The organism is Streptomyces sp. NBC_00454, assembly GCF_041434015.1.
Classification (GTDB): Bacteria; Actinomycetota; Actinomycetes; order Streptomycetales; family Streptomycetaceae; genus Streptomyces.
On sequence record NZ_CP107907.1, the window covers coordinates 5,351,256 to 5,377,291 of the forward strand.

Annotated in this window: 22 protein-coding genes; 10 read left to right on the forward strand and 12 right to left on the reverse strand. The window is 71.6% G+C overall.

Translation table 11 applies throughout. The features are described from left to right. Nucleotides 1–8 precede the first annotated feature (8 nt). The 4 genes from OHU74_RS24885 to OHU74_RS24900 all read left to right on the forward strand — a co-directional run bounded on the left by OHU74_RS24885 (nt 9) and on the right by OHU74_RS24900 (nt 3,454). Nucleotides 9–926, forward strand: a complete 918-nt coding sequence (locus OHU74_RS24885; protein ID WP_371617932.1) for a F0F1 ATP synthase subunit gamma — start codon at nt 9–11, stop codon at nt 924–926. Next, entirely contained in the window at nt 926–2,368 is a 1,443-nt protein-coding gene (gene atpD, locus OHU74_RS24890) for a F0F1 ATP synthase subunit beta (RefSeq protein WP_371617933.1), read from the forward strand. The genes OHU74_RS24885 and atpD overlap by 1 nt, the downstream gene beginning before the upstream one ends. 129 nt (nt 2,369–2,497) lie before the next feature. After that, nucleotides 2,498–2,872, forward strand: coding sequence for a F0F1 ATP synthase subunit epsilon (locus OHU74_RS24895; protein ID WP_371617934.1), 375 nt, complete (start codon nt 2,498–2,500; stop codon nt 2,870–2,872). Between the two features lie 132 nt (nt 2,873–3,004). Beyond that, on the forward strand, nt 3,005–3,454 hold the full coding sequence (locus tag OHU74_RS24900; protein WP_371617935.1) for a DUF2550 domain-containing protein: 450 nt from the start codon (nt 3,005–3,007) through the stop codon (nt 3,452–3,454). 82 nt (nt 3,455–3,536) lie between these two features. Here OHU74_RS24900 and OHU74_RS24905 read toward each other — a convergent pair whose 3' ends face one another. The 3 genes from OHU74_RS24905 to OHU74_RS24915 all read right to left on the reverse strand — a co-directional run bounded on the left by OHU74_RS24905 (nt 3,537) and on the right by OHU74_RS24915 (nt 7,471). Next, entirely contained in the window at nt 3,537–5,402 is a 1,866-nt protein-coding gene (locus tag OHU74_RS24905; protein ID WP_371617936.1) for a glycosyl hydrolase family 18 protein, read from the reverse strand. A 201-nt stretch (nt 5,403–5,603) separates the two neighbouring features. Beyond that, nucleotides 5,604–6,248, reverse strand: coding sequence for a response regulator (locus OHU74_RS24910; protein ID WP_371617937.1), 645 nt, complete (start codon nt 6,246–6,248; stop codon nt 5,604–5,606). Further along, nucleotides 6,245–7,471 (reverse strand): sensor histidine kinase, encoded by a 1,227-nt coding sequence (locus tag OHU74_RS24915; protein WP_371617938.1) that lies wholly within the window; start codon nt 7,469–7,471, stop codon nt 6,245–6,247. The genes OHU74_RS24910 and OHU74_RS24915 overlap by 4 nt, the downstream gene beginning before the upstream one ends. A gap of 163 nt (nt 7,472–7,634) precedes the next feature. Between OHU74_RS24915 and OHU74_RS24920 the strand changes: the two genes are divergently transcribed. Beyond that, on the forward strand, nt 7,635–8,186 hold the full coding sequence (locus OHU74_RS24920; RefSeq protein WP_371617939.1) for a hypothetical protein: 552 nt from the start codon (nt 7,635–7,637) through the stop codon (nt 8,184–8,186). A gap of 10 nt (nt 8,187–8,196) precedes the next feature. Here the strand turns inward: OHU74_RS24920 and OHU74_RS24925 are convergent, their stop codons facing one another. Next, nucleotides 8,197–8,769 carry a cob(I)yrinic acid a,c-diamide adenosyltransferase gene (locus tag OHU74_RS24925; RefSeq protein WP_371617940.1) on the reverse strand — a complete coding sequence of 191 codons (573 nt, stop codon included), beginning with the start codon at nt 8,767–8,769 and terminating at the stop codon, nt 8,197–8,199. Nucleotides 8,770–8,986: 217 nt separating this feature from the next. On the opposite strand from OHU74_RS24925, the gene OHU74_RS24930 reads away from it, so the two are divergent. From OHU74_RS24930 to OHU74_RS24940, 3 genes are all read left to right on the forward strand, one after another. After that, complete coding sequence (locus tag OHU74_RS24930; protein WP_330298610.1) at nt 8,987–9,835, forward strand: 3-hydroxyacyl-CoA dehydrogenase family protein; 849 nt, start codon at nt 8,987–8,989, stop codon at nt 9,833–9,835. 199 nt (nt 9,836–10,034) lie between these two features. Beyond that, nucleotides 10,035–10,358 (forward strand): STAS domain-containing protein, encoded by a 324-nt coding sequence (locus tag OHU74_RS24935; protein WP_031150506.1) that lies wholly within the window; start codon nt 10,035–10,037, stop codon nt 10,356–10,358. A 188-nt stretch (nt 10,359–10,546) separates the two neighbouring features. Next, nucleotides 10,547–13,006, forward strand: coding sequence for an ATP-binding protein (locus OHU74_RS24940; protein WP_371617941.1), 2,460 nt, complete (start codon nt 10,547–10,549; stop codon nt 13,004–13,006). Between the two features lie 134 nt (nt 13,007–13,140). Here OHU74_RS24940 and nucS read toward each other — a convergent pair whose 3' ends face one another. Continuing rightward, nucleotides 13,141–13,812 (reverse strand): endonuclease NucS, encoded by a 672-nt coding sequence (gene nucS / locus OHU74_RS24945; protein WP_330298612.1) that lies wholly within the window; start codon nt 13,810–13,812, stop codon nt 13,141–13,143. Between the two features lie 220 nt (nt 13,813–14,032). Here nucS and OHU74_RS24950 point away from each other — a divergent pair, with 220 nt between their 5' ends. Further along, entirely contained in the window at nt 14,033–14,425 is a 393-nt protein-coding gene (locus tag OHU74_RS24950) for an SCO5389 family protein (protein ID WP_030660337.1), read from the forward strand. 142 nt (nt 14,426–14,567) lie between these two features. On the opposite strand, the gene OHU74_RS24955 is transcribed toward OHU74_RS24950, so the two are convergent. After that, nucleotides 14,568–15,611, reverse strand: coding sequence for an LLM class flavin-dependent oxidoreductase (locus tag OHU74_RS24955; RefSeq protein WP_371617942.1), 1,044 nt, complete (start codon nt 15,609–15,611; stop codon nt 14,568–14,570). A gap of 260 nt (nt 15,612–15,871) precedes the next feature. Here OHU74_RS24955 and OHU74_RS24960 point away from each other — a divergent pair, with 260 nt between their 5' ends. Further along, a complete protein-coding gene (locus tag OHU74_RS24960) occupies nt 15,872–16,213 on the forward strand; it encodes an ATP/GTP-binding protein (RefSeq protein ID WP_330298614.1) in 342 nt (113 codons plus the stop codon). Nucleotides 16,214–16,226: 13 nt separating this feature from the next. Here the strand turns inward: OHU74_RS24960 and OHU74_RS24965 are convergent, their stop codons facing one another. From OHU74_RS24965 to scy, 6 genes are all read right to left on the reverse strand, one after another. Beyond that, nucleotides 16,227–17,090 (reverse strand): ABC transporter permease, encoded by an 864-nt coding sequence (locus OHU74_RS24965; RefSeq protein ID WP_371617943.1) that lies wholly within the window; start codon nt 17,088–17,090, stop codon nt 16,227–16,229. Then, nucleotides 17,087–18,244 carry an ABC transporter ATP-binding protein gene (locus OHU74_RS24970; RefSeq protein WP_371617944.1) on the reverse strand — a complete coding sequence of 386 codons (1,158 nt, stop codon included), beginning with the start codon at nt 18,242–18,244 and terminating at the stop codon, nt 17,087–17,089. Before OHU74_RS24970 ends, OHU74_RS24965 begins: the two co-directional genes overlap by 4 nt. A 133-nt stretch (nt 18,245–18,377) precedes the next feature. Next, nucleotides 18,378–19,157, reverse strand: a complete 780-nt coding sequence (locus tag OHU74_RS24975) for an ABC transporter permease (RefSeq protein WP_371617945.1) — start codon at nt 19,155–19,157, stop codon at nt 18,378–18,380. A gap of 2 nt (nt 19,158–19,159) precedes the next feature. Further along, nucleotides 19,160–20,194, reverse strand: coding sequence for an ABC transporter ATP-binding protein (locus OHU74_RS24980; protein WP_371617946.1), 1,035 nt, complete (start codon nt 20,192–20,194; stop codon nt 19,160–19,162). 85 nt (nt 20,195–20,279) lie between these two features. After that, nucleotides 20,280–21,218: a cellulose-binding protein gene (locus OHU74_RS24985; RefSeq protein ID WP_215033977.1), complete on the reverse strand. Its 939-nt coding sequence runs from the start codon at nt 21,216–21,218 to the stop codon at nt 20,280–20,282. 201 nt (nt 21,219–21,419) lie between these two features. After that, nucleotides 21,420–26,009, reverse strand: coding sequence for a polarized growth protein Scy (scy, locus tag OHU74_RS24990; RefSeq protein ID WP_371617947.1), 4,590 nt, complete (start codon nt 26,007–26,009; stop codon nt 21,420–21,422). Nucleotides 26,010–26,036: the final 27 nt, after the last annotated feature.

Consider the following 26,036-nt stretch of genomic DNA (forward strand, 5'->3'; position numbering starts at 1 on the left):
GCTGACTCATGGGAGCGCAGCTCCGGGTCTACAAGCGTCGCATCCGTGCCGTCACGGCGACCAAGAAGATCACCAAGGCGATGGAAATGATCGCCGCCTCGCGCATCGTCAAGGCGCAGCGCAAGGTGGCGGCATCGATGCCGTACGCGACCGAGCTCACCCGTGCGGTGACTGCGGTGGCGACCGGTTCGAACACCAAGCACGCCCTGACCACCGAGGTCGAGGCGCCGACCCGCGCCGCGGTCGTGCTCATCACGAGCGACCGCGGTCTGGCCGGCGGCTACTCCTCGAACGCCATCAAGCAGGCGGAGCGGCTCTCCGAGCGGCTGCGCGGCGAGGGCAAGGAGGTCGACACGTACATCGTCGGCCGTAAGGGTGTCGCCTACTACGCCTTCCGCGAGCGCAAGGTCGCGGAGTCGTGGACGGGCTTCACCGACAGCCCGGCCTACGCCGATGCCAAGCGCATCGCGGCGCCGCTGATCGAGGCCATCCAGACGGAGACGGCCGAGGGCGGCGTCGACGAGCTGCACATCGTCTACACGGAATTCGTGTCGATGATGACGCAGAACGCGGTGGACGGCCGGATGCTGCCGCTCAGCCTCGACCAGGCTGTGGAGGAGACCGGTGGGAAGGGCGAGATCCTTCCGCTGTTCGACTTCGAGCCGTCGGCGGAGGACGTCCTCGACGCCCTTCTGCCGCGCTACGTCGAGAGCCGCATCTACAACGCACTGCTGCAGTCGGCCGCTTCCGAGCACGCCGCCCGCCGCCGCGCGATGAAGTCGGCGACCGACAACGCCGGGGATCTCATCAAGAGCCTCTCCCGGCTTGCCAACGCGGCCCGCCAGGCCGAAATCACCCAGGAAATCAGCGAGATCGTCGGTGGCGCCAGCGCCATGGCAGACGCGACCGCGGGGAGTGACAAGTAATGACGACCACTGTTGAGACGGCCGCCGCCACGGGCCGCGTCGCCCGGGTCATCGGCCCGGTCGTCGACGTGGAGTTCCCCGTCGACGCGATGCCCGAGATCTACAACGCCCTCAAGGTCCAGGTCGCTGACCCGGCCGAGGACGGCAAGCTGAAGACGCTGACCCTGGAAGTCGCCCAGCACCTGGGTGACGGCCTGGTCCGCACCATCTCCATGCAGCCCACCGACGGTCTGGTCCGCCAGGCCGCGGTGACCGACACGGGCGAGGGCATCACCGTCCCCGTCGGTGACTTCACCAAGGGCAAGGTGTTCAACACCCTGGGCGAGGTGCTGAACTACCCGGAGACCAACTCCGAGGTGACCGAGCGCTGGCCCATCCACCGCAAGGCGCCCCGCTTCGACGAGCTCGAGTCGAAGACCGAGATGTTCGAGACCGGCGTCAAGGTCATCGACCTTCTCACCCCGTACGTCAAGGGTGGAAAGATCGGTCTGTTCGGTGGTGCCGGTGTCGGCAAGACCGTTCTGATCCAGGAAATGATCTACCGCGTCGCCAACAACCACGACGGTGTGTCGGTCTTCGCGGGCGTCGGTGAGCGTACCCGTGAGGGCAACGACCTCATCGAGGAGATGGCCGAGTCCGGCGTCATCGACAAGACGGCGCTTGTCTTCGGCCAGATGGACGAGCCCCCGGGCACCCGTCTGCGCGTCGCCCTTGCCGGTCTGACCATGGCGGAGTACTTCCGCGATGTGCAGAAGCAGGACGTGCTCTTCTTCATCGACAACATCTTCCGTTACACCCAGGCCGGTTCGGAGGTGTCGACCCTTCTCGGTCGCATGCCGTCCGCCGTGGGTTACCAGCCGAACCTGGCTGACGAGATGGGTCTGCTGCAGGAGCGCATCACGTCGACCCGCGGTCACTCGATCACCTCGATGCAGGCGATCTACGTCCCCGCGGACGACCTGACCGACCCGGCGCCGGCGACCACCTTCGCCCACCTCGACGCGACGACGGTTCTTTCCCGTCCGATCTCCGAGAAGGGCATCTACCCGGCCGTGGACCCGCTGGACTCGACGTCCCGCATCCTCGACCCGCGGTACATCGCGGCGGACCACTACGCCACGGCGATGCGCGTCAAGGGGATCCTGCAGAAGTACAAGGACCTCCAGGACATCATCGCGATCCTCGGTATCGACGAGCTGGGCGAGGAGGACAAGCTCGTTGTCCACCGTGCCCGTCGTGTCGAGCGCTTCCTGTCGCAGAACACCCACGTCGCCAAGCAGTTCACCGGCGTGGACGGTTCGGACGTTCCGCTCGACGAGTCGATCGTCGCCTTCAACGCGATCTGCGACGGCGACTACGACCACTTCCCCGAGCAGGCGTTCTTCCTGTGCGGTGGCATCGAGGACCTCAAGGCCAACGCCAAGGAGCTGGGCGTCTCCTGAAGCCGGGCTCGTTCCTGAGCACAGCTGATTGACGGAGAGGGGCGGGTATGTCCCGCCTCTCTCCCCACGCCCATTAGAATTTGACCCAACACCCGGCTTTCCCGCCGGGTGGTGACCCGAGGAGCCACCTTGGCTGCTGAGCTGCACGTCGAGCTGGTCGCGGCGGACCGGAGTGTCTGGTCCGGCGAGGCCACCCTGGTTGTCGCCCGCACCACGTCCGGCGACATCGGCGTCATGCCCGGTCACCAGCCGCTTCTCGGTGTGCTGGAATCGGGCCCGGTGACCATCCGCACCACGGACGGCAACACTGTTGTCGCCGCGGTGCACGGCGGATTCATCTCGTTCGCGGACAACAAGTTGTCCCTGCTGGCCGAGATCGCCGAGCTTGCCGACGAGATCGATGTCGAGCGGGCGGAGCGGGCACTGGAGCGCGCGAAGGCGGAGACCGACGCGGTCTCCGAACGACGCGCCGATGTCCGGCTGCGCGCGGTTTCGGGACGCTGAGTCCCGGTACCGGTAAGAGTTTGAAACCTCAGCCGCGGTCCGTTCCGGAATTTTCCGGAGCGGGTCGCGGCTGAGGCGATGCAGGTCCGTTTTTCGGTTGCGGTATTCGATGAGCGAGGAGGTCGGTGAAAGATGCTCCTCGCTCTGCTTGTGAGCGCTCTGGTCGTAGTAGCCCTGTTGGCGATCGGGCTGTTCGTCTTCGGACTGCGCCGCAGACTGATCCAGCGGTCCGGCGGCACCTTCGACTGCAGCATGCGCTGGGACGTGGCCGAGGAACCCGACATCTCCGGCAAGGGCTGGGTGTACGGGGTCGCGCGCTACAGCGGTGACCGCATCGACTGGTTCCGCGTCTTCAGTTACTCCCCCCGGCCGCGCCGGCTGCTGGAGCGTGCCTCCATCGAGGTCATCGCCCGCCGCGCCCCCGAGGGCGAGGAAGAGCTGGCCCTGCTGTCCGACGCGGTCGTACTCGGCTGCGTGCACCGGGGGACCCGTCTGGAGCTGGCGATGAGCGATGACGCGCTCACCGGTTTCCTGGCCTGGCTGGAGGCGGCGCCTCCCGGCCAGCGGGTGAACGTGGCCTGAGTACAGGACCTGAAGAAGCCGGGGAGACGGGGGCGGACCCGTCTCCCCGGCTTCGGTTTTTCACCGGGCCGGTGCGTGGGGGCTAGGACAGCCCGGTGGAGATGGCGCTCGCGAGCTCGCCGTTCGTGGTGTCACCGCTGAACTCCCAGGAGAAGGCTCCCCGCAGGCCCTGCTGCTTCACCCAGGTCATCTTTCCGGCGATGGTGGCGGGGGTGTCGTAGCTCCACCAGTTGCTGCCGCACTTGGCGTACGCCGTGCCGGCGATGGTGCCGGTGGAGGGGCAGCTGCTCTTGAGGACCTTGTAGTCCTCGATGCCCTGCTCGTAGGTGCCCGGGGCCGGTCCGGTGGCGGTGCCGCCGGGGGTGGCCTGGGTGACGCCGGTCCAGCCGCGGCCGTAGAAGCCGATGCCGAGGTTGAGCTTGGATCCGGCGATGCCCTTGCCCTTGAGCTTGGTGATCGCGGCCTCGGAGTTGAAGCCGGCGATCGGGATGCCGGTGTACGAGGTGAGCGGGGAGTGCGGGGCCGTCGGGCCCTTGGCGTCCCACGCGCCGAAGAAGTCGTAGGTCATGACGTTGTAGAAGTCGACGTACTGGGCGGCGCCCGCGTAGTCGGCGAGGTCGAGCTTGCCGCCGTTGGAGCCGTCCGCCGAGATGGCGGCGGTGACCAGGTTGCTGCTGCCGAACTTGGCGCGCAGGGCGGAGAGCACGTTCTTCAGGGAGGCGGCCCCGCTGGTGTCGCAGGACAGGCCGCAGGCGTTGGGGTACTCCCAGTCGATGTCGATGCCGTCGAAGACGTCGGCCCAGCGCGGGTCCTCGACCAGGTCGTAGCAGGACTGGGCGAAGGCCGCCGGGTTCGCGGCCGCCTGGCCGAAGCCGCCGGACCAGGTCCAGCCGCCGAAGGAGTACAGGACCTTGATGTTCGGGTACTTCTTCTTCAGCTCGCGCAGCTGGTTGAAGTTGCCAGCGACCGGCTGGTCCCAGGTGTCGGCGACGCCGGAGACGCTGGAGGAGGCGTCGTAGGTCTTCTGGTAGTCGGCGTACGCGTCACCGATGGTGCACTTGCCGCCCTGGACGTTGCCGAAGGCGTAGTTGATGTGCGTGATCTTCGAGGCGGTGCCCGAGGTGACCAGGTTCTTCACGTGGTAGTTGCGCTGGTAGACGCCCCAGTCGGTGAAGTAGCCGAGCTTGACCGTGGAGCCCGGGGTGCCGGGGTCGCCGGGGTCGGGGGGAGTGGTGCCGCCGGTGGTGGTCACCGACAGGGCGCCCGAGGAGGGGCCGGTCTGGTCGATCGTGTCGCGGGCGGTGACGGTGTAGCTGTACGTCGTGCCCTTGGTCAGACCGGAGTCGGTGTACGAGGGGGTCGTGACGGTGGCGATCTTGGCGCCGCCGCGGTAGACGTCGTAGTTCTTGACGCCCTTGTCGTCGGTGGCCGCCGACCAGCCGAGGGTCAGCCCGGTGTCCGTGACTCCGCTGGCCGTGGGGGTGCCGGGAGCCGTGGGCGGGGAGTCGGCGGGCGGGGTGGTGCCGCCGTCGCAGGTGCCTCCGTTGACCTTGCAGCCGCTGGGGGCGCCGGGGCCCGCTCCGTTGAAGCCGAAGCTGATGGTGGCGCCGGGGGCGAGGGTGCCGTTGTAGCTCTTGTTCTTACCGGTCCAGTGGGTTCCGGAGCTGGTGACGTCGGCGTCCCAGGCGGAGGTGACGGAGGTGCCCGCGGGGTAGTCCCACTCCACGGTCCAGCTGCTGAGGGTGGTCGTGCCGGTGTTCTTCACCGTCCACTTGCCCTCGAAGCCGGAGCCCCAGTCGGAGACCTTGGTGTACGTCGCGGTCGCCGAGGCGGCGGCCTCGGCAGGGCCCGCGAGGGCCACCAGCCCGGCGACGGGCAGGGTGAGGACGGCCAGGGCGGCCGCCACTCTTCGGAAAAACGATGCGCGTCGTGGGGGTGCTGTGCTCAAGGGTGCTCCTCCGAGGTCCGTCGCGGCCGTGGGGCCGGCCGCGGCATGGGGTGGGACCTGCGCCGCCCGTGAGCGCGCCCGACACGGTTCTTGTCATGGCACGCTCACCACAGTTGCCTCGGAGATTAGAAAGGTCTGGACCAAGCGTCAAGAGGTCCAGACCTCCTTGTGACGTCACCCCAGCGGCTCCCGAGCCGAGGCCTACTGGATCCCCAACTCCTGCGCCAGCACCGCCGCTTGGAGTCGACTGCGCAGCCCCAGCTTCCCCAGCAACCTGCTGACGTGCGATTTCACCGTGGCCTCCGCCATCTCCAGGCGCACCGCGATCTCCGCGTTCGACAGGCCCGCGCCCAGCGCGCCCAGCACCTCCCGCTCCCGCGGGGTCAGCGAATCCACCGCCGCCGGCACGGAGGCCCGTACGGGCTTCGGAGCCGCGAACTCCGCGATCAGCCGCCGGGTCACCGCCGGGGCGATCAGGCCCTCCCCGCGCGCGACGGTCCGTACCGCCCCGATCAGCTCCGCCGCCTCCGCGTTCTTCAGCAGGAAGCCCGAAGCCCCCGCGCGCAGTGCCCCGAAGACGTACTCGTCCAGGTCGAAGGTGGTCAGCACCAGCACGTCCGCCAGCCCCTCCTCGACCACCTGCCGGGTGGCCGAGACCCCGTCCAGGCGCGGCATCTGCACGTCCATCAGCACCAGGTCCGGCCGCAGCTCCCGGGCCAGGCGCACCGCCTCCTCCCCGTCCGCGGCCTCGCCCGCCACCTCGATGTCGCCCGCGCTGCGCAGGATCAGCACCAGCCCCGCCCGTACCGCGCTCTGGTCCTCCGCCACCACGACCCTGATCGTCATGCCCGTACCGCCTTCTCCTCCGCGGGCAGCTGAGCCCACACCCGCCACACCGCTCCCTCGCGCCCCGACCCGAACCGGCCGCCGAGCAGTTCCGCCCGCTCCCGCATGCCGATCAGCCCGGCCCCGGAGCCGGGGGCGCGCGGGCCGGGCCGGTCCCCGTAGGGCGAGTCGACCGTGACGCTCAGCAGCCCGCCGGCGAGGGCGAGGCGGACGGTGACCGTGCCGGGGACGGCGTGCTTGAGGGCATTGGTCAACGACTCCTGGACGATCCGGTACGCCGCCAGCTCCACGGGGGCCGGCAGCGGCTCCGAGCCCCCGCCGCCCTCCCGGCCCTCCCGGCGGTCGAGGCCGTCGAGGAGTACGAAGCCCAGCCCGCTCGCGGCTCCGTTCGTCCGGGCCTGTTCCAGCAGCGCGTCCAGCGCGCCGAGCGAGGGCATGGCGACCGCCTCTTCCCCGGCGCCCGCGCCCGAGTCCCGCAGCAGCCCGATCAGCCGGCGCATCTCGGCCAGTCCCTGCACGCTGTTCTCCCGGATCACCCCGAGCGCCTCGCGGCTGGTGGCGGGGGAGTCGATGGAGAGCGCGGCGGTGGAATGGATGGCGATCGCGGAGAGGTGGTTGGCCACCATGTCGTGGAGCTCGCGGGCCATCCGGGCCCGCTCGGCGACCACCGCCTGCGTCCGGTCCATCTCGGCCAGCAGGGTGGTCTGCTCGGCGCGCAGCCGGGCGGCCACCGCGGCCTCGCGGTGGTTGCGCAGGGTGGCGCCGGTCAGGGCCGGGCCGAAGCTCACGATGCCGGTGATCACGCCGATCATCAGGGCCTGCGGGGTGCGCAGCCAGGCCACGGCGGCGATGCTGACGGCCACGGTGATCAGGCCGGTGGTGACCGGGAGCCGGCGGGCCATGGCGGGTTTGCCGTAGACGACGGCCGCGTACATCAGGTCCGTGAAGATCAGCACGGTGCCCAGGTTCCCCACCGTGAACTGGTCGGCGATCACCCCGGCGGTGCCGACGGCCAGGGTCAGGTTCGGGGCGCTGCGCCGCAGCGGCTCCATCGCCCCGAGGGCCACGAGGGGGACCAGCGCCGCCCAGTCGGGGAGCAGGTTCCGCGAGGGGGAGCTGTAGACCCCGAGCGCCCACAGGAGCAGGCCGGCGGCCACGCTGATCACGGCGAGGAGGATGTCGTCGCGGTGCGGGGGAGCGATCTTCCGGGGCATGGGTCCCATCCAACAGGGTGCGGCGGGCAGCGGGCGTCGCCACCGCGGCCGAGCGGCACTCCATCGAAGGATGCAGTGCGCCCCTCCCGGCTTCCTCATCGGGGACGAGGAAACGGGGCCGGGCGGGCGGGAGTCTGGAGAGGTCCCCCACCCCGCCGGAACGGAGAGTCCCGTGCTCGTCACCCTGATCATCGTCTGCGAGGCCGGCTTCTGGGTGCTGCTGACCGGCGGCCTGGCCCTGCGCTACCTGGCGAAGAAGCCGCGGCTCGGCGCGGCCGTCCTGCTGTGCGAGCCGCTGCTGGAGCTGGTCCTGTTCGTGGTCACCGCCCTGGACCTGCGCGCGGGCGCCGAGCCGGACGGGAAGCACGGGCTGGCCGCGCTGTACATCGGCTTCACCGCCGCCTACGGGCATTACACGGTGAAGTGGCTCGACGGCCACGCGGCGTACCGCCTGGGCGGGGGCCCGAAGCCGGCCGGCGCCGGATACGGGAAGGCGCGGGCCGTGCACGAGTGGAAGCTGGTCGCCCGGACCGTCCTCGCGGCGGCCGTCGCCATCGCGCTGCTCCAGGCCGCGATCTGGTACGTCGGCGGTTCGGGCGACACCGCCCCGCTGCGCGCGTGGCAGTTCACGGCGCTGCGGGTGACCGGCATCCACGCCCTGATCGCAGCCACGTACACGGTGTGGCCGAAGCGCGCTCCCGCGAAGGCGGGGATCCGGGGCTGAAGGAGACCGCCTAGCGGTCGCCGCCCGGGACCCAGAGGACGTCCCCGACCTCCTTGTTGGCCGTGCGGGCCAGGATGAAGAGGAGGTCGGAGAGGCGGTTGAGGTAGGTGGCCGTCAGCGGGTTCATCGCCTCGCCGTGCACCTCCAGCGCCGCCCACGTGGAGCGTTCGGCGCGGCGGACCACCGTGCAGGCCTGGTGCAGGAGGGCCGCGCCGGGGGTGCCGCCGGGGAGGATGAAGCTGCGGAGCTTCTCCAGCTGCTCGTTGAAGAGGTCGCAGTCCGCCTCCAGCTTGTCGATGTAGAACTGCTCGACGCGCAGCGGAGGATATTCGGGCTTCTCGACCACCGGGGTGCAAAGGTCCGCGCCCACGTCGAACAGGTCGTTCTGCACCCGGACCAGGACCTTCGCGACATCGGCCGGCAGCGAGCCGAGCGCGATCGCCGTCCCGATGGCCGCGTTGGCCTCGTTGGCGTCGGCGTACGCCGAGATCCGCAGATCGGTCTTGGCGGTGCGGCTCATGTCGCCGAGCGCGGTCGTGCCCTTGTCGCCGGTACGGGTGTAGATACGCGTGAGGTTCACCATGTCCTCAGCGTAGTGCGGGCCAACTGGGGCCCCCTGCGGGACTGCTGGGCCGTCCCGGTGTGATGTCCGTCATCTGAGACGTGACGCGTGTTACTTCGCGGTCACACGACCCCTCACGGACGCTAGTCTCCGCCGGAGAAGGTACGAGTCCGTGCCGATTTCCGAGGCTGCGCCGTGTCCAAGGCGCCGTGCCGTTTCCAAGAGCGTGGGGTGTGCAGTGGCTGGGAAGCTCGCCGTCATCGGTGCCGGACTGATGGGTTCCGGAATCGCGCAGGTCTCCGCCCAAGCGGGTTGGGACGTCGTGCTGCGCGATGTCACCGACGCCGCGCTGACCCGTGGGACGGACGGGATCAAGGCCTCGTACGACCGGTTCGTCGCCAAGGGCAAGCTGACCGCCGAGGACGCCGAGGCCGCGCTCGCCCGCATCACCACGAGCACCGACCTCGACGCGGTCGCCGACGCCGACATCGTCGTCGAGGCCGTCTTCGAGAAGCTCGAGGTCAAGCACGAGATCTTCCGCGCGCTCGACAAGCTCGTGCGCGAGGACGCGATCCTCGCCTCCAACACCTCGGCCATCCCGATCACCAAGATCGCCGCCGTGACGGAGCGTCCGGAGCGGGTCGTCGGCGCGCACTTCTTCTCGCCGGTCCCGATGATGCAGCTGTGCGAGCTCGTACGCGGCTACAAGACGAGCGACGAAACCCTCGCCACCACCCGGGCGTTCGCCGAGTCCGTCGGCAAGACCTGCATCGTCGTCAACCGCGACGTCGCCGGTTTCGTGACGACCCGCCTGATTTCCGCCCTCGTCGTCGAAGCCGCGAAGCTGTACGAATCGGGCGTCGCCTCCGCCGAGGACATCGACATCGCCTGCAAGCTCGGCTTCGGCCACGCGATGGGCCCGCTGGCCACCGCCGACCTCACCGGCGTGGACATCCTGCTGCACGCCACCAGCAACATCTACACCGAGTCGCAGGACGAGAAGTTCGCGCCGCCGGAGCTGATGCGCCGCATGGTGGACGCGGGCGACATCGGCCGCAAGAGCGGCCAGGGCTTCTACAAGCACTGAGACGGGCCGGCCCAAACCACGGGCCGGGACGGCTCGTTCGAACACGTCCTTCACCCCACGGAGTGAATTAGGTATCGGTTCGCTCACGGTCGGCAACTTCCCCGCCCCCGAGGCAGTCAGTTGCAGTGAGAGTTGCCGACCACAGGCCAGTCGATCAGTCGGATCATACGTACGCAGTAGCGCACTGCCGGGAGCACACATGCACATCAGGGGCGACCACGCCGAACTCGCTGTCGGGGGTCGCCTCGACGTGCGCAGCGCGGCGGACGCCCGTACGGTCCTGCACACCGCGCTGGACGACGGTCACGGCGACCTCGTGCTGGACCTCACCGGGCTCGACTCCTGGGACGCCACCGGCCTCGGCGTCATCATGGGCGCCCACCGGCGGGCCGGCCGCAGCGGCCGGCGGCTCGTCCTGCGCGGGGTGCCCCCGCAGATGCAGCGGCTGCTCGTCGCCACCCGGCTCCACCGGATCCTCGCGATCGAGGGCGGCCTGGAAGCGGAATCCCTGCCGCGGGTCTGATGCGGACGTGAGGTGTACACCGACTGCAAAAACGTAACGGTCCGGTGGTGAAGGCACCCCTGCGGTTCCGGCGCGGCCGGGCACGGTCTAGGGTTCGGGCGAAACCGGACCAGTAGCGACAGCGGCGTGTGCGAAGGCCGGGCGGTAGACGGCGACAACGGCGCACGGCGCGATCGGGGGACTTGGTCATGGACCGCAGCAGTACGCAGGGGCAGACCGATCCGGTGGAACGACCCGCACGGGTGGTGACGCTCACCGCCGGGGACTTCACCCTCACGGTGAACCCCGTCGACGGCAGCGAGATCGAACCCACCCACCGCCCCGGCCGCGAACCCGCCCGCATACCGGCCAAGCGGGCCTCCGCCGCCCGCGCCTCCAGGGCGGCCGCCGCACGGCCCCCCGTACCGCCGGGCGCCCCAGCCGGCGCCCGACCGCTGCTCGGCCGCGAGGAGGAGCGCGAGCGCCTCGTACGCCTCCTCGGGCGCGGCCGCTCCGTACGGCTGACCGGACCCTCCGGATCCGGGCGCACGGCGCTGCTGGACGCCGTTGCCGAGGCCTGCGCGGACCTCGCCCCCGACGGGGTCGTACGGCTCAGCGCGCACGGCCACCAGCAGCCCGGCGAGCTCCTCCACGCCCTGTACGCCACCGTCTACGAGGCTTCGGCCGACCGACCGGAACGGGCCGAACTCCTCGCCCGCGTCCGCGGGATCGGCGCCGTCGTCCTCCTCGACGACCTCGACATGGGCGGCCCCGCCCTCGACGAACTGCTGCGGGCCACCCCGGAGTGCGCGTACCTCCTCGCCGCCACCCCCGACACCCGCGCCCCCTCCGACGACTCCCACCTCGAAGAGGTCTTCCTCGGCGGGCTCGCCCACGCCGAATGCGTCGCCCTGCTCGAAGCGGGCACCGGACGGACCCTGACGGAAGCGGAGACGGCCTGGGCGGCCGACCTGCGCTTCGCCTCCGAGGGACTGCCGCTGCGCTTCGTCCAGGCCGCCGCACTGCTGCGCCGGCGCGACGAGCTGAACCGGTCCGACTCCGAGGACGAGCACGAGGAGCCCGGAGTCTTCGAGGAACGGCCGCGCGAAGCCTCCTTCGTCCCCCTGCCCACGCTCGCCGAAGGCGCCGCCCCGGCCGAACTCCTGGCCTCGCGGGTCAGCGAATCGGCGCGGGCCGCCCTGCGCATCGCCTGCGCGCTGGGCGGGGAACTGCCGCACCACGCGCACCTGCCGGCGCTCGTCGGGGACACCCACGCCGACACGGCGGTGGGTGAACTGCTCGCCTGCGGGCTCCTGAGCCCGGTCGGCACGCGCTACCGGCTGGCCGCCGGGGTCGCGCGCCAGCTCGAGGAGGCCGGGTACGGGGACACCGCGGCCGAGGAGGCCCGTACGGCCGCCCGGCACTACGCCTGGTGGACCGGACACACCTCCGTGACCCCGGAGCGGGTCGCGGCGGAGGCCGACGCGGTCCTCGCGGCGCTGGCCGGAGCCGATGTGGTGGCCGCGGTGCTGCTGGCACGGACGGCGGCCCCGGCGTTCGCCGCCTCGCTGCACTGGGAGGCCTGGGAACGGGTGCTGCGCTCGGGCGCGGAAGCCGCGCGCAAGGCGGGGGAGGTCGCCGAACAGGCGTACTTCCACCACGAGCTCGGGGTACTGGCCCTGTGCGAGGGCCGGCTCGACCGGGCCCGCGCGGAGCTGGAGACCTCGATCGGGCTGCGCGGGGCCCTCGCCGACAAGCGGGGCACCGTGGCCGGGCGGCGGGCGCTGGCGCTGGTCACCGACCGGGAGACGGCGGGGGTCGAGGTGTCGCCGCCGCTGCGGTTGGCTCCGCCGGCGGCGGTGTCCGGGGCCGGGGCGGCTGCGGCTGCGGCTGCGGCTGCCGGGTCGGCTTTCGGTGGTGGTTCGTCGGGGCCGGGGGCGTCCGGGGCTGTTGGGTCGACCGGGGTGCTTCGGGCGTCCGGGTCCTCGGGGTCCTCGGGGGTCAAGGGGGCACCTGTTTCCGCCGTTTCCGGAGTGACTCCGCTGAGCACCGTCGTGCTGCCGGTCGCGGCGGATCCCGCGGCCGCGGAGGCGGTGACCACGGTCGTACCGGCGCTCGCTCCGGCGGGTTCGGTCGCTGCCTCGACGCTGGCGGAGGTGTTCGAGGACGCGTTCCCGCTCGCCCCCGAGCCGGAACCGGTGCTCCCCGAGCCCGGCCCGAAGCCTGAATCCAGCCGTAAGAAGGTCCTGCTGGCCGTGGCCGGGGCGCTGACGGTCGTGGCGCTCGGCACGGTGGTCGCGCTGGCGATGTCCGCGGGCGACGAGGCCGCGCCGCCGGCTCAGGGGCCGGGGTTCTCCACGGCTCCGACCACGGGGCCGGCGCAGAGTTCGCCGAGCGGTCCGGGGACGAGCGGGAACGATCCTTCGCCGGATCCGGGGGCCTCTTCCTCCGCGCCCGCCGTTGCCGTCTCGGAGGAGCCCGGGGCGACGCCGTCCGCGCGGAAGTCGCCTTCGCGGAAGCCTTCGGCTACGCCGCGGTCTTCGGCGCCGGTGGATCCGCCGGCGTCTTCTCCGGCGAGTCCGCCGCCGAGCTCTTCGAGCCCGAGCCCGTCTCCGTCCGAGACCCCGTCTCCGTCGGCGACGGTCACGACGGGTACGGGACCGAGCTAGCCCGCGCCCGTCCCCCTGGGGGGCGGGCCCTGCGGGGCTCGTCCCCTACCCGCCCTTCCACCGTTCCCCGGGCTCTGCCCGGACCCGCGCCTCAAACGCCGGCGGGGCTGAAGGGTCAGCCCCGTGCGAGCGGGTCAGAACAGGCGGAGCTTGTCGTCCTCGATGCCGCGCATGGCGTTGTAGTCCAGGACCACGCAGTCCATGCCGCGGTCGTTCGCCAGGACGCGGGCCTGGGGCTTGATCTCCTGGGCGGCGAAGATGCCCTTCACGGGGGCCAGGTGCGGGTCGCGGTTGAGGAGTTCCAGGTAGCGGGTGAGCTGCTCGACTCCGTCGATCTCGCCGCGCCGCTTGATCTCCACCGCCACCGTCCCGCCGGAGGCGTCCCGGCACAGGATGTCCACGGGGCCGATCGCCGTCATGTACTCGCGGCGGATCAGGGTGTAGCCCTCGCCGAGGGTTTCGATCCGGTCGGCCAGGAGCTCCTGCAGGTGGGCCTCGACACCGTCCTTGATCAGGCCCGGGTCGGTGCCCAGCTCGTGGGAGGAGTCGTGGAGGACTTCCTCCATGGTGATGATGAGCTTCTCGCCCGCCTTGTTGACGACCGTCCAGACGCCGGCGTCGTCACCGCTCCCCTCCTTGAGGGTGCAGGGCGGCGACATCCAGTTGAGCGGTTTGTACGCCCGGTCGTCCGCATGGATCGAGACACTGCCGTCGGCCTTCACGAGGATCAGACGGGGTGCCGAGGGCAGATGGGCGGTGAGCCGGCCCGCGTAGTCGACGGAGCAGCGGGCAATGACGAGACGCATGGTCGGCAACGCTACTCGACGACAAGCCCTGCACGCGATTCGCCCCCGAAAGCCCCGTTCGCGGATGGCGCGTTGTATGCGCATTCTCCTGGTGCGGTCCCCACCGGGCGCCTACCGTGGTGAGCGGGAGGTTGCGAAGCGTGCACGCTGCGTCGCGATCTCCTTCCCTGCCCGTAAGGCTCCGGCAACCCAATCGGCCGGAGTCGCGAGAGGAGAACCCATGTCGCTCGACGTCTCACCGGCCCTACTCGAACAGGCCGAGCGAGGCGAGGTCGACGAAGCCGCTTTCGTCGACTGCGTCCGGACCTCCCTGCCCTACGCATGGGAGATGATCAGCTCGTTGGTGGCCCAGCTCAAGGTGGACGGCGGACAGTTCGCCGACAACCAGACGCCGCCGCCCGACGAGCAGGCGCGTGGTCAGCTGCTGCGCGCTCTCGCGAGTGACGCGATACGAGGTGCGCTGCAGCGCCACTTCGGAGTGCGCCTGGCATTCCAGAACTGCCACCGGGTAGCAGTGTTCCCGCTGGACCCCTCGGTGGACGACCGGCTGGCCAAGTTCACTTCGATCCGAGGTCAGCTGCTCAACCAGTCGCCGGAGCTGCGCGACTGTTAGCAGGACCACACCGCCGTGTGACCGGTATCCCGCTGCCGCTCCGGTGCCAACGGAGCGGCAGCCCTGGTCCCACGGCTTCCTGGTCCCCCCGGGCTCCCCGGCTTCCCGGCCCCGCCGGTCGTCTCAGCCGAGGCCGGTCGTCTCAGCCGAGCCTGGGCACGACCTCGGCGCCGATCCGGCGGAGGTTCTCCTCGGTCGCGGCGAGGTCCCCCGACCCTTCCGTCAGCAGGGCGAACCGTGTGATGCCCGTACGCTCCGACGTGGCCGCCAGCCGGTCCGCCGCCAGCTCCGGGGTGCCCACGGGGTGCAGGTCGCACAGGAGCTCCGTGTACGTCACCGGGTCCCGCATCGCGCGCTTGCGCCCGTCCACCGTCACGTGGGCGTCCAGGCCCTGCTTGAACCAGCCCGGCATCGCCTTCAGCAGCGTCTCCCGGGCGTCCGCCGTCCGGTCCGCCAGCTGGCACACCCCGGCCGATACGTGGCCCGCCTCCGGCGAGTGGCCCGCGGCCCGCGCCGTGCGCCGCCACAGCGCCACCATCTCCGCCTTGTCCTCGTCACCGCAGTGCATGCCGAGCAGCATCGGCAGCCCGCGCTCGGCGGCGAGCCGGACGGACGCGGGGGAGGTGCAGGCGACGATCACTTCCGGCCCCGTCCCGTCCCCGTCCAGCGCCTCCGAGGGACGCGGTACGACGGCCACCTCGCGGAACCCGTACCGCTCGCCGGCCGCTCCCGGTCCGGCCGGCCCGGCCGTTCCCACGCGCGGTTCCGTCAGCCAGCGGCGCAGCAGGTCCAGGTCCTGCGGGAAGTGGTTCTCGTACGCGTCGAGCCCGCCGCCGAACACCTCCAGGTCCACCCAGGGACCGCCGCGGCCCACCCCCAGGGTGAACCGCCCGTCCGAGGTCAGGTGCAGCAGGGCCGCCTGCTCGCCCAGGGCCACGGGGTGCGTGCTCGGCAGCACGCTCACCGCGGTGCCCACCCGCAGCCGCCGGGTGCGGCCCAGCATCAGGGCCGCGAGGGTCACCGCCGACGGGCAGACCCCGTACGGCACGAAGTGGTGCTCGGCGACCCAGACCGAGTCGAGCCCGGCCTCCTCGGCCACCTCCGCGGTCCGCACCGACCGGTGCAGAACCTCTCCCTGTCCCTGGCCCGGGAACTGGGCTGCCAGTACAAACGCTCCTACGCGCATCGCCTTTAGCCTCCTCGCGGCTGACGCGGCCTCCCCAGGCGGACCGGTTCCTCACTCGGTATCAACGTCTTACCGGCAACAACGTCTGACACGTGCCAAAGGCACGGCCTGGAGGCAAAGTTATTGGGATTGTCAGGCCAGTCACGCGCTTTTCGGATGGTCGGCCGGATGGTCGTCCTTCAGCCACCCTGCGGGCACCGGGGCTCGCTGCGCGTAGTCTGAGAGAAAGTCACTGCCGTCCGCCCATCCGTGAGGTATACGTGTCACCGCGCCACAACCGCCCCAGGGGCGGCGAGAATCCAGCCGATCGTTCGGACCAGGGCTCGGGCCCGGGGAATCTGGACCGGTACGGACTGGAGCGCACGGAGGAGTACCAGGGCGAGGAGTGGAAGGTCCGGCACGTCGCGGGCGCGAGCGCGGCGGGCAAGCGCTACCGCTGCCCCGGCTGCGACCAGGAGATCCCCTCCGGCACCCCGCACCTGGTGGCCTGGCCGGAGTACGGCGGGGTCGACGACCGCCGGCACTGGCACAAGGCCTGCTGGAACGCGAAGGACCGCCGCACCTCCAAGGTGCAGCGGTCCCGCAACGCGCCGAAGTACTGAGACCCGGGGCCCCCTACACGTCCCGGCGGCCCACCACCACGTAAGAGCCGGCGACGGTGCAGCCCGTCAGCACCAGGATCAGCGCCATGTGACCCGCACTGCCCGGGAGCGGCGAGCCGCCGAAGGCGGGACTGCCACCGCTGTTCGGCAGGCCGAACAGCTCGATCAGCGCCGTGGGCACGTTGTACTCCAGGAGGGCCCGGCCGATCGGGGCCAGGGCGTCCCAGATGCCCAGCACGGCCCCTATCACCGGCGGCAGCGTGACGAGGCCGAGCATCACGGCGATCGCCCCCGCGGAATGCCGCACGAGCGTCCCGACCGACAGGGCCAGCACGCCGAGCAGGGTGACGTAGAAACTGCCCAGCAGCATGGAGACCCACTCGGTGCCCGAGTGCACCCCGGAACCGGGACCGCCGCGCAGCATCGACGCCGCCAGCCCGACCAGCGAGACCGATCCGGCGATGGTGAGGAACGCGGTGATGCCGAAGACCAGGTACTTGGCGGTGAGCACCCGGTACCGGTCGGGGGCCGCCGTGAAGGTGGTGCGGATCAGGCCCGTGCCGTATTCGGAGGTGACCGTGAGCACCCCGAGCACCATCACCGGCAGCTGGCCGACCAGCAGGCCGAAGACGGCGGGCGTCGGGAACGGCATCCGCTCGTAGTCCGTGGCCGTGGTCTGCAGGATGACCGCGGCGCCGATGCCCACCACGAGCAGCACCAGGGACCCGAGCGTCCACACCGTGGAGCGCACCGAGGTCAGCTTCGTCCACTCCGAGGCCAGCGCGTGCCCCAGGTGCGGCTGGGGGTTCGGCAGCGGCGAGCTGTATGCCTCCGGCTGCTGCGGGTCCCCCTGGGCCGTGGTCGTCGGGGCTGTCATCGGGAGTCCTCGGGGGTGTGTACGGGCGTGTGCGGCGGGGAGGCTACGGGTTCGGGCGCGGCTCCGGCTCCGGCCAGCTCGCCCGGGGTGCCGGGCATCAGGAACGGCCTGCCGTCCGCCCCGGGCGGCGGCGGCGCGAAGAAGCCCGCCTGCGGGACCGCGAGGGCCCCGGCGGCGTCCTCCTCCCACTCGGGGACGCTGAGCGGCTCGGGCTCCCACAGCTCGGCGCGGGGGTCCTCGGTGGAGGTGTACTCGACGGAGGACTGGGTCATCCGCATGTACGCCTCCTCCAGCGAGGCCCGGTGCGGGGACAGCTCCCACAGCCGTACGCCCGACTCGTGCGCGAGATCCGAGATCCGGGGCAGTTCCAGCCCGGTCACCCGCAGCGCCCCGTCGGGCTCCTTGAGCACCCGGCCGCCCGCCTTGGTCAGGACGGAGCCCAGGGTGTCCCAGCCGCGCGGGTCGGTGTCGGCGGTGCGGACCCGTGCGAATCCGGCCGAGTTGTGCGTGATGAAATCCTGGGTGCTCATGTCGGCGAGCAGCCGGCCCCGGCCGATCACGATCAGGTGGTCGGCGGTCAGCGCCATCTCGCTCATCAGGTGCGAGGAGACGAAGACGGTGCGGCCCTCGGCGGCGAGCCGGCGCATCAGATTGCGGACCCAGAGGATGCCCTCGGGGTCGAGGCCGTTGACCGGCTCGTCGAAGAGCAGCACCTCCGGATCGCCGAGCAGGGCGGTCGCGATGCCGAGCCGCTGGCCCATGCCGAGCGAGAAGCCCTTCGTGCGCTGGCGGGCGACGTCCTGGAGGCCCACGACGCCCAGGACCTCGTCGACCCGCTTCTCGGGGATCCCGGAGAGCTGCGCGGTGGCCAGCAGGTGGGTGCGGGCCCGGCGGCCGCCGTGCATGGCCTTGGCGTCGAGGAGGGCGCCGACGTGCCGCTGGGCGTTGGGAAGGTCGCGGAAGGGCACGCCGTGGATCGTGACCCGGCCGGAGGTGGGGCGGTCCAGGCCCAGCACCATGCGCATGGTGGTGGACTTCCCGGAGCCGTTGGGCCCCAGGAATCCCGTCACGTGACCGGGCCTGACCTGGAAGGACAGGTCGTCGACGGCGGTCTTCGCGCCGAAGCGCTTGGTCAGGCCGACAGCCTCGATCATTGCTCTGCCCCTTGCCAGGCGGGGACGAAGTTCGCCCTGTAAGGGTTAAGAGGATATCCAGTCTCCTACGGTTCCACCCCGTCCCCGACCCTGACCTGCCCCTGAGACCGACCCGGGTATCTCCCGGAGTGCCTCAGGCGTCCCTGTTCTTGAGGACGAGGTAGCCGCCGAGTACGGCGGCGAGCACCCACAGGGCCATGATGCCGAAGCCGCCCCAGGCGCTGTAGGGCACCGGGTCGCTGCCCATCGCGCCCGGAACCACCTGCATGATCTTCGAACCGGCCTGGTCGGGGAAGTACTGGGCCACCTTCCGGGTCGCCGACACCGCCCCGAGGATGTTCGAGATCAGGAAGAAGAACGGCATCAGGATGCCGAGCGAGAGCATCGAGCTGCGCAGCATGGTGGCCACGCCCATGGAGAACAGCGCGATCATCGCCATGTAGAGCCCGGCGCCGATCACCGCGCGCAGCACGTTCGGCTCCCCGATCCCGATGCTGCGGTCGCCCAGGATGGCCTGTCCCAGGAAGAAGGAGACGAAGCTGGTGACCAGGCCCACGATCAGCGCGAGCCCGGTGGCGACCAGTAGCTTGCCGAAGAGGAAGCTGCCGCGCCGCGGTACGGCGGCCAGCGAGGTGCGGATCATGCCCGAGCTGTACTCGGTGCCCACGACGAGCACGCCGAAGACGATCAGGGCGAGCTGGCCGAGGGTCATGCCCATGAAGCTGCTGAGCGTCGGGTCGAAGGTGGCCTGCTCCTGCGGGGGCATGTTCTTGAAGGAGTTGTTGATCAGCGCGCACAGTGCGGCGCTGATGCCGACCGTGACGACGAACGCGGCGGCCAGGGTCCACAGGGTGGAGGCGACCGAGCGGATCTTGGTCCACTCGGACTGAAGGACGGCGGAGAAGGAGGACATGATCACTTACCGTCCTTGCGCGTCGCCTCGAAGCCGGCGCCCCACGCGGGTACGTCGGCCGGCCGGGCCGGGTTGTCGGCGGCCATGCCGGGCGGCGGCGCTGTCTGGGTCCCGTACCCCGGGGTCCCCGGTGCGTGGGCGTGGTACTCGACGGAGTCCGCCGTCATCCGCATGAACGCTTCTTCCAGTGAAGCCCGCTGCGGGCTGAGTTCGTGGAGCACGATCTGGTGCTGGGCCGCCAGCTCGCCGAGCCGCTCGGCCCCCACGCCGTCGATCTCCAGCGTGCCGGTGGCCGGGACGCTGATGGCGTCGATCCCGGCCTCGTGCAGCACGTCCTTCAGCCGTTCCTGCTGGGGAGAGCGCATGCGGACGTAACTGCGGGAGTTCTGCTGGATGAAATCGGCCATCGACAGGTCGGCGAGCAGCTTTCCCTGTCCGATGACGACCAAATGCTCCGCGGTCAGAGCCATTTCGCTCATCAGATGCGAGGAAACGAAGATCGTCCTTCCCTCGGCCGCGAGCCCCTTCATAAGATTGCGGATCCAGAGAATTCCCTCCGGGTCCAGACCATTGACGGGTTCGTCGAACATCAGGATCTCCGGGTCTCCGAGCAGTGCGGAGGCGATCCCGAGTCGCTGGCCCATCCCCAGCGAAAATCCTTTCGACTTCTTCTTCGCCACGGCCGTCAGGCCGACGAGGTCCAGCACCTCGGACACCCGGCTGCGCGGGATCCGGTTCGACTGGGCGAGGCAGAGCAGGTTGTTGTACGCGCTGCGGCCGCCGTTCATCGCCTTCGCGTCCAGCAGCGCCCCGATGTACTTCAGTGGCTCCGGCAGGTCCCGGTAGTGCTTCCCGTCGATCCGGACCGTACCGCTGGTCGGGTTGTCGAGGTCGAGCATCATGCGCATGGTCGTGGACTTCCCCGCCCCGTTGGGGCCGAGGAAGCCGGTCACCACCCCCGGTCTGACCTGGAAGCTGAGGTGGTCCACGGCGGTCTTCGCGCCGAATCGTTTGGTAAGGCCCTCAAGCTCGATCATTGGGCCACGCTAGAACGCCGAAGGGCCCCACGCCACCTCTTGGAGGTGTCGCAGGGCCCTCGGGCACGAGTCGAACTTGAGACGACTAGCGGCTCTGCTGCGCCGGGACGCCGCGGGTGACCGGCTCGTCGTCGATCGGGGAAGCGGCGGCCGCGACGGCGGCACCCGTCAGCGTCGCCAGCATCTCGCGGACGTTGGTGAGCTGAGCGTTGATCGAGTCGCGGCGGTTGGTGAGCGCCGCCAGCTCGCGCTCGGACTCGCTGCGGATCCGGTCGGCCTTGGCGTTGGCGTCGGCCACGATGTCCTCGGCCTGGCGCTGCGCGGTCTCCACGGTCTGGCGGGCGCGGCGCTCGGCGTCCGTACGGAGCTTCTCGGCCTCCAGGCGCAGCTGCTCCGCGCGGTGCTCGATCTCCGCGAGGCGCTTCTCGGCCTTGGCCTGACGGCCGGCCAGGTCGCGCTCCGACTGCTCGCGGCGCTTGGCCAGGTTGGTCTCGAAGTCCGCGGCGGCCTGGGCGGCCTTGGCGCGGGTCTCCTCGAAGAGCGCGTCGGCCTCCTCGCGCTTGGAGGCCGCGTCCTTCTGGGCCTCGGCGCGCAGGGTGGAGGCGTCGCCCTTGGCCTTCTCGACGATCCGGACGCCCTCGTCCTCGGCCGTCGACTTCCGGTCGGCTGCGAACGACTCGGCGTCGTTGCGCACCTGCTGGGCGGCCGACTCGGCCAGCTCACGGTGCTGCTCGGCGGCGCGACGGGCCTCCTCACGCAGGTCCTTCGCCTCCTCCTCGGCCAGGCGCAGGATCTTCTCGACCCGGGCACCGAGGCCGGCGTACGACGGCTCGGCGTCGTTCACCTGGGCCTGGGCGTTCTGCGTCTCGAGGTGCAGCTCCTCGATCCGCTTTTCCAGAGAGTTGATACGTCCAAGGGCGCTGTCACGGTCGGAGACCAGCTTGGTGATGCGGTCGTCCACCTGACCGCGATCGTAACCACGCCGCACGAGCTCGAAGCCGAAGGGGGAGGAAGTGTCGCTCATGGGGTTCCTGTCGAATGAGACGATGAGGTGCTACGTGAGGAGATGGATGTTAAGGGGAATCCTAGGCGCCAAGACGGCGTGTCATCGAGTCAATCCGCGTTTGATCTGGACAATGACACCCCTTTTGAGTGGCAAGGCGACAGAATGCTTGTCACTCGTTCGCCTGAACTTCTATCAGGAGCACGCATTCACGTGCACTGACTAGCCGTCTGACGTCTTGCCACCCGAACGAGTGGAACCCGCTGCCGCGCCGGCCTTCACGCCCCCCGCGCCCTGGCCGCCGACCCCGGGCTTCGCGCCCACCGAAGGCGCCTCGAATGATTCCAACGCCTCAAGAACGTCCTGGACACGGGAGATCTCCGCCTGAATGTCCTCGCGCCTGCGCACCAGGACCTCCAGCTCGCGCCGGCCCTCCTCGACGAGCCGCTCGGCCTCCGCCTTCGCCTCCGCGAGCCGGCCCTCGGCCTCCCGCACCAGCTCCGCCTTCTTCTGCTCGGCCTCCTTGAGCAGCGCCTCCGCCTTGCGCACCGCGGCGATGCGGACCTTGCCCGCCTCGCTGCTCGCGTCCGACACCAGCGCCTTGGCCTTCGACTCGGCCTCGACGCTCTGCTCGGTCGCCGCCCGCACCAGCTTGTCCACGCGCTCGCCGGCCGACTTCATCTGCTCGGCCGACTCCCGGCGGGCCCGCTCGTGCAGCTCCTCGACCTCGCCCTCGACGCGGCCCCGCAGCTCCTCCGCCCGCTCCCTTATGGCCGACGCGTCCGTGCGCGCCCCGACCAGCAGCTCGTCGGCATCCGTACGGGCCTTCTCCACCAGGGAGTTGCCCTCCACCGTCGCCTCGGAGGTGATCCGCGCGGCCTCCTTGCGCGCCGCGTCGACCATCGCGTCGGCCTGCTCCTCGGCCGCCGTCGTGGCGGCCAGGGCCTGCTTCTGCGCGTCCCCGGTCAGCTTCTCGGCCTCCGAAGAGGCCTCCGTGATCAGCCGGTCCACCTGCGTCGCAGCCTCGCTGCGGCGCTTGTTGGCCTCCTCGCGGGCCTCGTCCAGCAGCCGCTCCGACTCCGAACGCGCCTCGGCGCGCACCCGCTCGGCGTCGGTCGCGGCCTCCGCCTTGACCCGCTCCGCCTCGGACCGGGTACGGGTCGCGTGCTCCTGCGCCGAAGACAGCGACTCCGAAGCCTCCGCGCGCAGCCGCTCCGCCTCGTTCGAGGCCTCGCCGACCGTGCGCTCGTTGTCCTTGCGGGTCTGCTCGGTGAGCCGGTCCGCCTCCGCGACCGCCTCGGCGACCAGGTGGTCGGCCTGCTCGGCGGCCTCGGTACGGAGCCTGCCCGCCTCGGCACGCGCCTCGTCGAGGGTCTGCTCGGACTCCCGCTCGGCGCCCGCCAGGGTCTCGTTCGCCGCGACCGTGACGCGGTCCGCCTCCGCGGTGGCCTCGCCGATGATCCGGCCGCCGTCCGCACGGGCGTCGTCCAGGGTGCGCGCCGCCTCGGCCAGCAGCCGGTCGGCCTCGGCCCGCGCCTCGCCGACCGTGGCCTCGTTCGCCACGCGCGTCTCGTCGACCAGCCGGTCGCCCTCGGTGCGGGCGTCGACCAGTACCCGGGCCGCGTCCCGCTCGGCGCTGGCCAGGGTCTGCGCCGCCTGGTCCGTGAGCCGGCCCGCTTCGGCGCGGGCCCCGTCCAGGGCGTCCGAGGCCTCGGCGCGCAGGGCCTTGGCGGCGGCCTCGGCCTCGGAGACCGTGGCCGCGTTCGCCGCGCGGGTCTCCTGGGTGAGCTTCTCGGCCTCCGAAGAGGCCTCGGTGATGAGCCGGTCCGCCTGCTCGGCGGCCTCGGTACGCAGCCGGTTGGCCTCGGCGCGGGCCTCGTCCAGGGTGCCCGCGGCCTCGGCGCGGGTGTCCTCCGCCGCCGAGAGCGCCGCCTCGGTGAGCCGGTCGGCCTCGGCCTGCGCCTCGCCGACCGTGACCGCGTTGGCAGCCGCCGTCTCGGCCGTCAGCCGCTCGGCCTCCGCCGTCGCCTCGGCGACGATCCGGCCGCCCTCGGCGCGCGAGGACTCCAGGGACTCCGCGGCCTCGCCGCGGATCCGGTTCGCGTCGTCCCGGGCGTCCGCCTTGGTACGGGCGGCATCGCGCTCGGACGCGGCCAGCGCGTCCGTGGCCTCCGTACGCACCCGCTGGGCGTACTCGGCGGTGTCCGTGCGCAGCTGCTCGGCCTCGGCGATCGCGTCGCCCACGGTCCGCTCGGCCAGCGCCTTCGCCGCGTCCGTCTCGGTCCGCGCCTCGCTGCGGATCCGGTTCGCGTCCTCGGTGGCCCGCTCCCGCTCGGCGTACGCGTCGCCGCGGACCCGGTCGGCCTCCTCGCCGGCCTCCGTCCTCGTACGCTCTGCCGCGTGCTCGGCCGCGCTGCGCAGCCCCGCGATCTCCTCCTCGGCCTGCTCGTGCAGCCCGGCCACGGAGTCGCGCACCTGCTGCGCGGTGGCCTCGGCCGCCGCGACCACCTCCGACGCGCGCCGCTCGGCCTCCTCGGTGAGCCAGACCGCCTCGGCCTGGGCCTCCTCGGAACGCTTGCGGGCCTGGGCGAGGAGCTCCTCGCTCTCCTCCCGGGCCTGCGCCCGCTCGCTCTCGGCGTCGGTGCGCGCCGAAGCCAGGGTCTCCTCGGACTCCCGGCGACGCCGTGCGGCCTCCTCCTGGGCGGCTGAAAGTGCCTCGGCGGCCTCCTGCGCGACCCGCTCGGCGGCGGCCTTGGCCTCCGCGCGCAGCCGGTCGGCGGTCTCCTGCGCCTCGGAGCGCAGCCGCTCCGCCTCGGCCTCGGCCTCGCCGGTCAGCCGCACCGCGGCCTGCTCGGCCTCGGCGCGGACCCGGCCGGCGTCGTCCGCCGCATCGGTGCGCAGCTGGTCGGCCTCCGCCTCCGACTGCGTCTGCAGGGTGCGGATCCGCTCGGCGGCCTCCGCGCGCAGCCGGTCGCTCTCCTCGGTGGTCTCCTTGCGGATGTTCTCCGCGGCCGCGCGGGCGTCGCGCAGGGTCTGCTCGGCCGTCGAGAGCCGCCCCTCGGCGTCCGTGTGGAGCCGTACGAGCTCCTCATCGGCCTCCGCCCGCTTCGCGGACAGCGCCTGCTCGGTCTCCTCGCGCCGCACGGCAGCCGCGGCATCCGCCTCGGCCCGTACCGACTCCGCCTGCTCCTCGGCCTCCGCGCGCAGCCGCTCGGCCTCGGCGCGGGTGCGGTCCAGGGTCTCCTCGGCCTGCTTGCGCAGGGTGGTGGCCCGCTCCACGGCCTCGCCGCGGACCCGCTCGCTCTCCGCGTTCGCGCTCGCGCGCACCTCGTCGGCGTCCGCCCGGGACTTGCCCAGCAGTTCCTCGGCGGTGCGGGCCGCCTCCTCGATCTGCTGGATCGCCTCGCGGCGGGCCTCGCCGCGGATCCGCTCGCCCTCGGCGACGGCCTCCGCGCGCAGCTGCTCGGCCTCGCCGCGCAGCCGGCGGGCCTCCTCCTGGAGCTCGACCGTACGGGCCCGGTACTCCTCGGTGTCGTCCTTGGCCGCGCCCTTGAGCTCGTCGGCCGTGGTGGCGGCCTGGGTGCGCAGCCGCTCGGCCTCCGCCTCGGCCTCGCCGCGGATCCGCTCGGCCTCCTCGGACGCCGCCCGGGTGGTGGCGCGGGCGTCCTCCGAGGCCTTGTTCAGGACCTCCTCGGCGGTGCGGGCCGCCTTCGCCAGCTGGGCCGCCGCGTCCTCGGCCGCGGCGGTACGGGCCTGCTCGCCGGCCTCCGCACGCAGCCGGTCGGTCTCCGCGCGGGCGTCGGCGAGCGCCTGCTCGGCCTCGGCCTTGAGGGTCTCGGCCTCCTTGTTGGCCTCGCCGACCAGGCGGGCCACCTGCTCCTTGGCCGTACGGGTGCGCTGCTCGTTGACGGATTCCGCGGAGGCCAGCTGGCGGGCGGCGCTCTCCTTGGCATCGGCCAGCAGCTTCTCCGCGGCGGCGCGTGCCTCCCGCAGGGCCCCGTCGGCCTCCTGGGCGCGCTGTTCGGCGACCCGGCCCAGGTCCATCGTCTGCTGGCGGGTCTGCTCGGCCTCGGCGGTGGTGGTCGAGCGCAGCCGCTCCGCGTGCTCGGTGGCCTCCTGGGCCTGCGAGGAGGCGGCGGTCAGCAGCCGCTCGGCCTCCTTGCGGGCGCGCAGCAGCGTCGACTCGGCCTCGGCGCGCGAGGCTTCGTTGTCGGCGGCGAGCCGACGGGTGGCCTCGGAGGCGACCCGGGCGGCCTCGGCGCGCGCGGCGGCCAGGGTCTGCTCGGCCTCGGCGCGGGACTCGTCCATGAGCCGGCGGGCCTGCGACTCGGTCCGGGCGCGCAACTGCTCGGCCCAGGCCACGTTCTCGTTGACGTGGGCTTCCACGGTCTGGCGGCGCTCGCCCAGCTCCTGGTCCAGGCGCTGGCGGCGGTTGACGGCCTCGGCGTGCAGCTCGGCCTGGAGGCGCGCCTGGTGCTCGGCGTGCTCCTGCAGGATGCGCTGGGTCTGCGCCCGTACGTCGCGCAGTTCGCGCTCGGCGTCGGAGCGCATCTGGTCGGCCTGGATCTGGGCATTACGGAGCAGCTGCTCCGCCTGATAGCCCATGTCCGCGCCGTCGTACGCGGGGCGGGACGCCAGATTCCGGCGTACCTCATGGAGCTTGGCGCGCAGCACCTCGACCTGGTAGCCCAGGTCCTCGGCGTGCTGGAAGGCCTTCCCGCGCTCCTTCTTCAGCCGCTCCATCTCGGCTTCGAAGCGCGAGAGATGGTCGGCCTCGGCCTGATGGCTCTCCTGGCTTTCGTAGCCCCGCACAGCGCGGTCCCATCCGTCCCCTGGTCG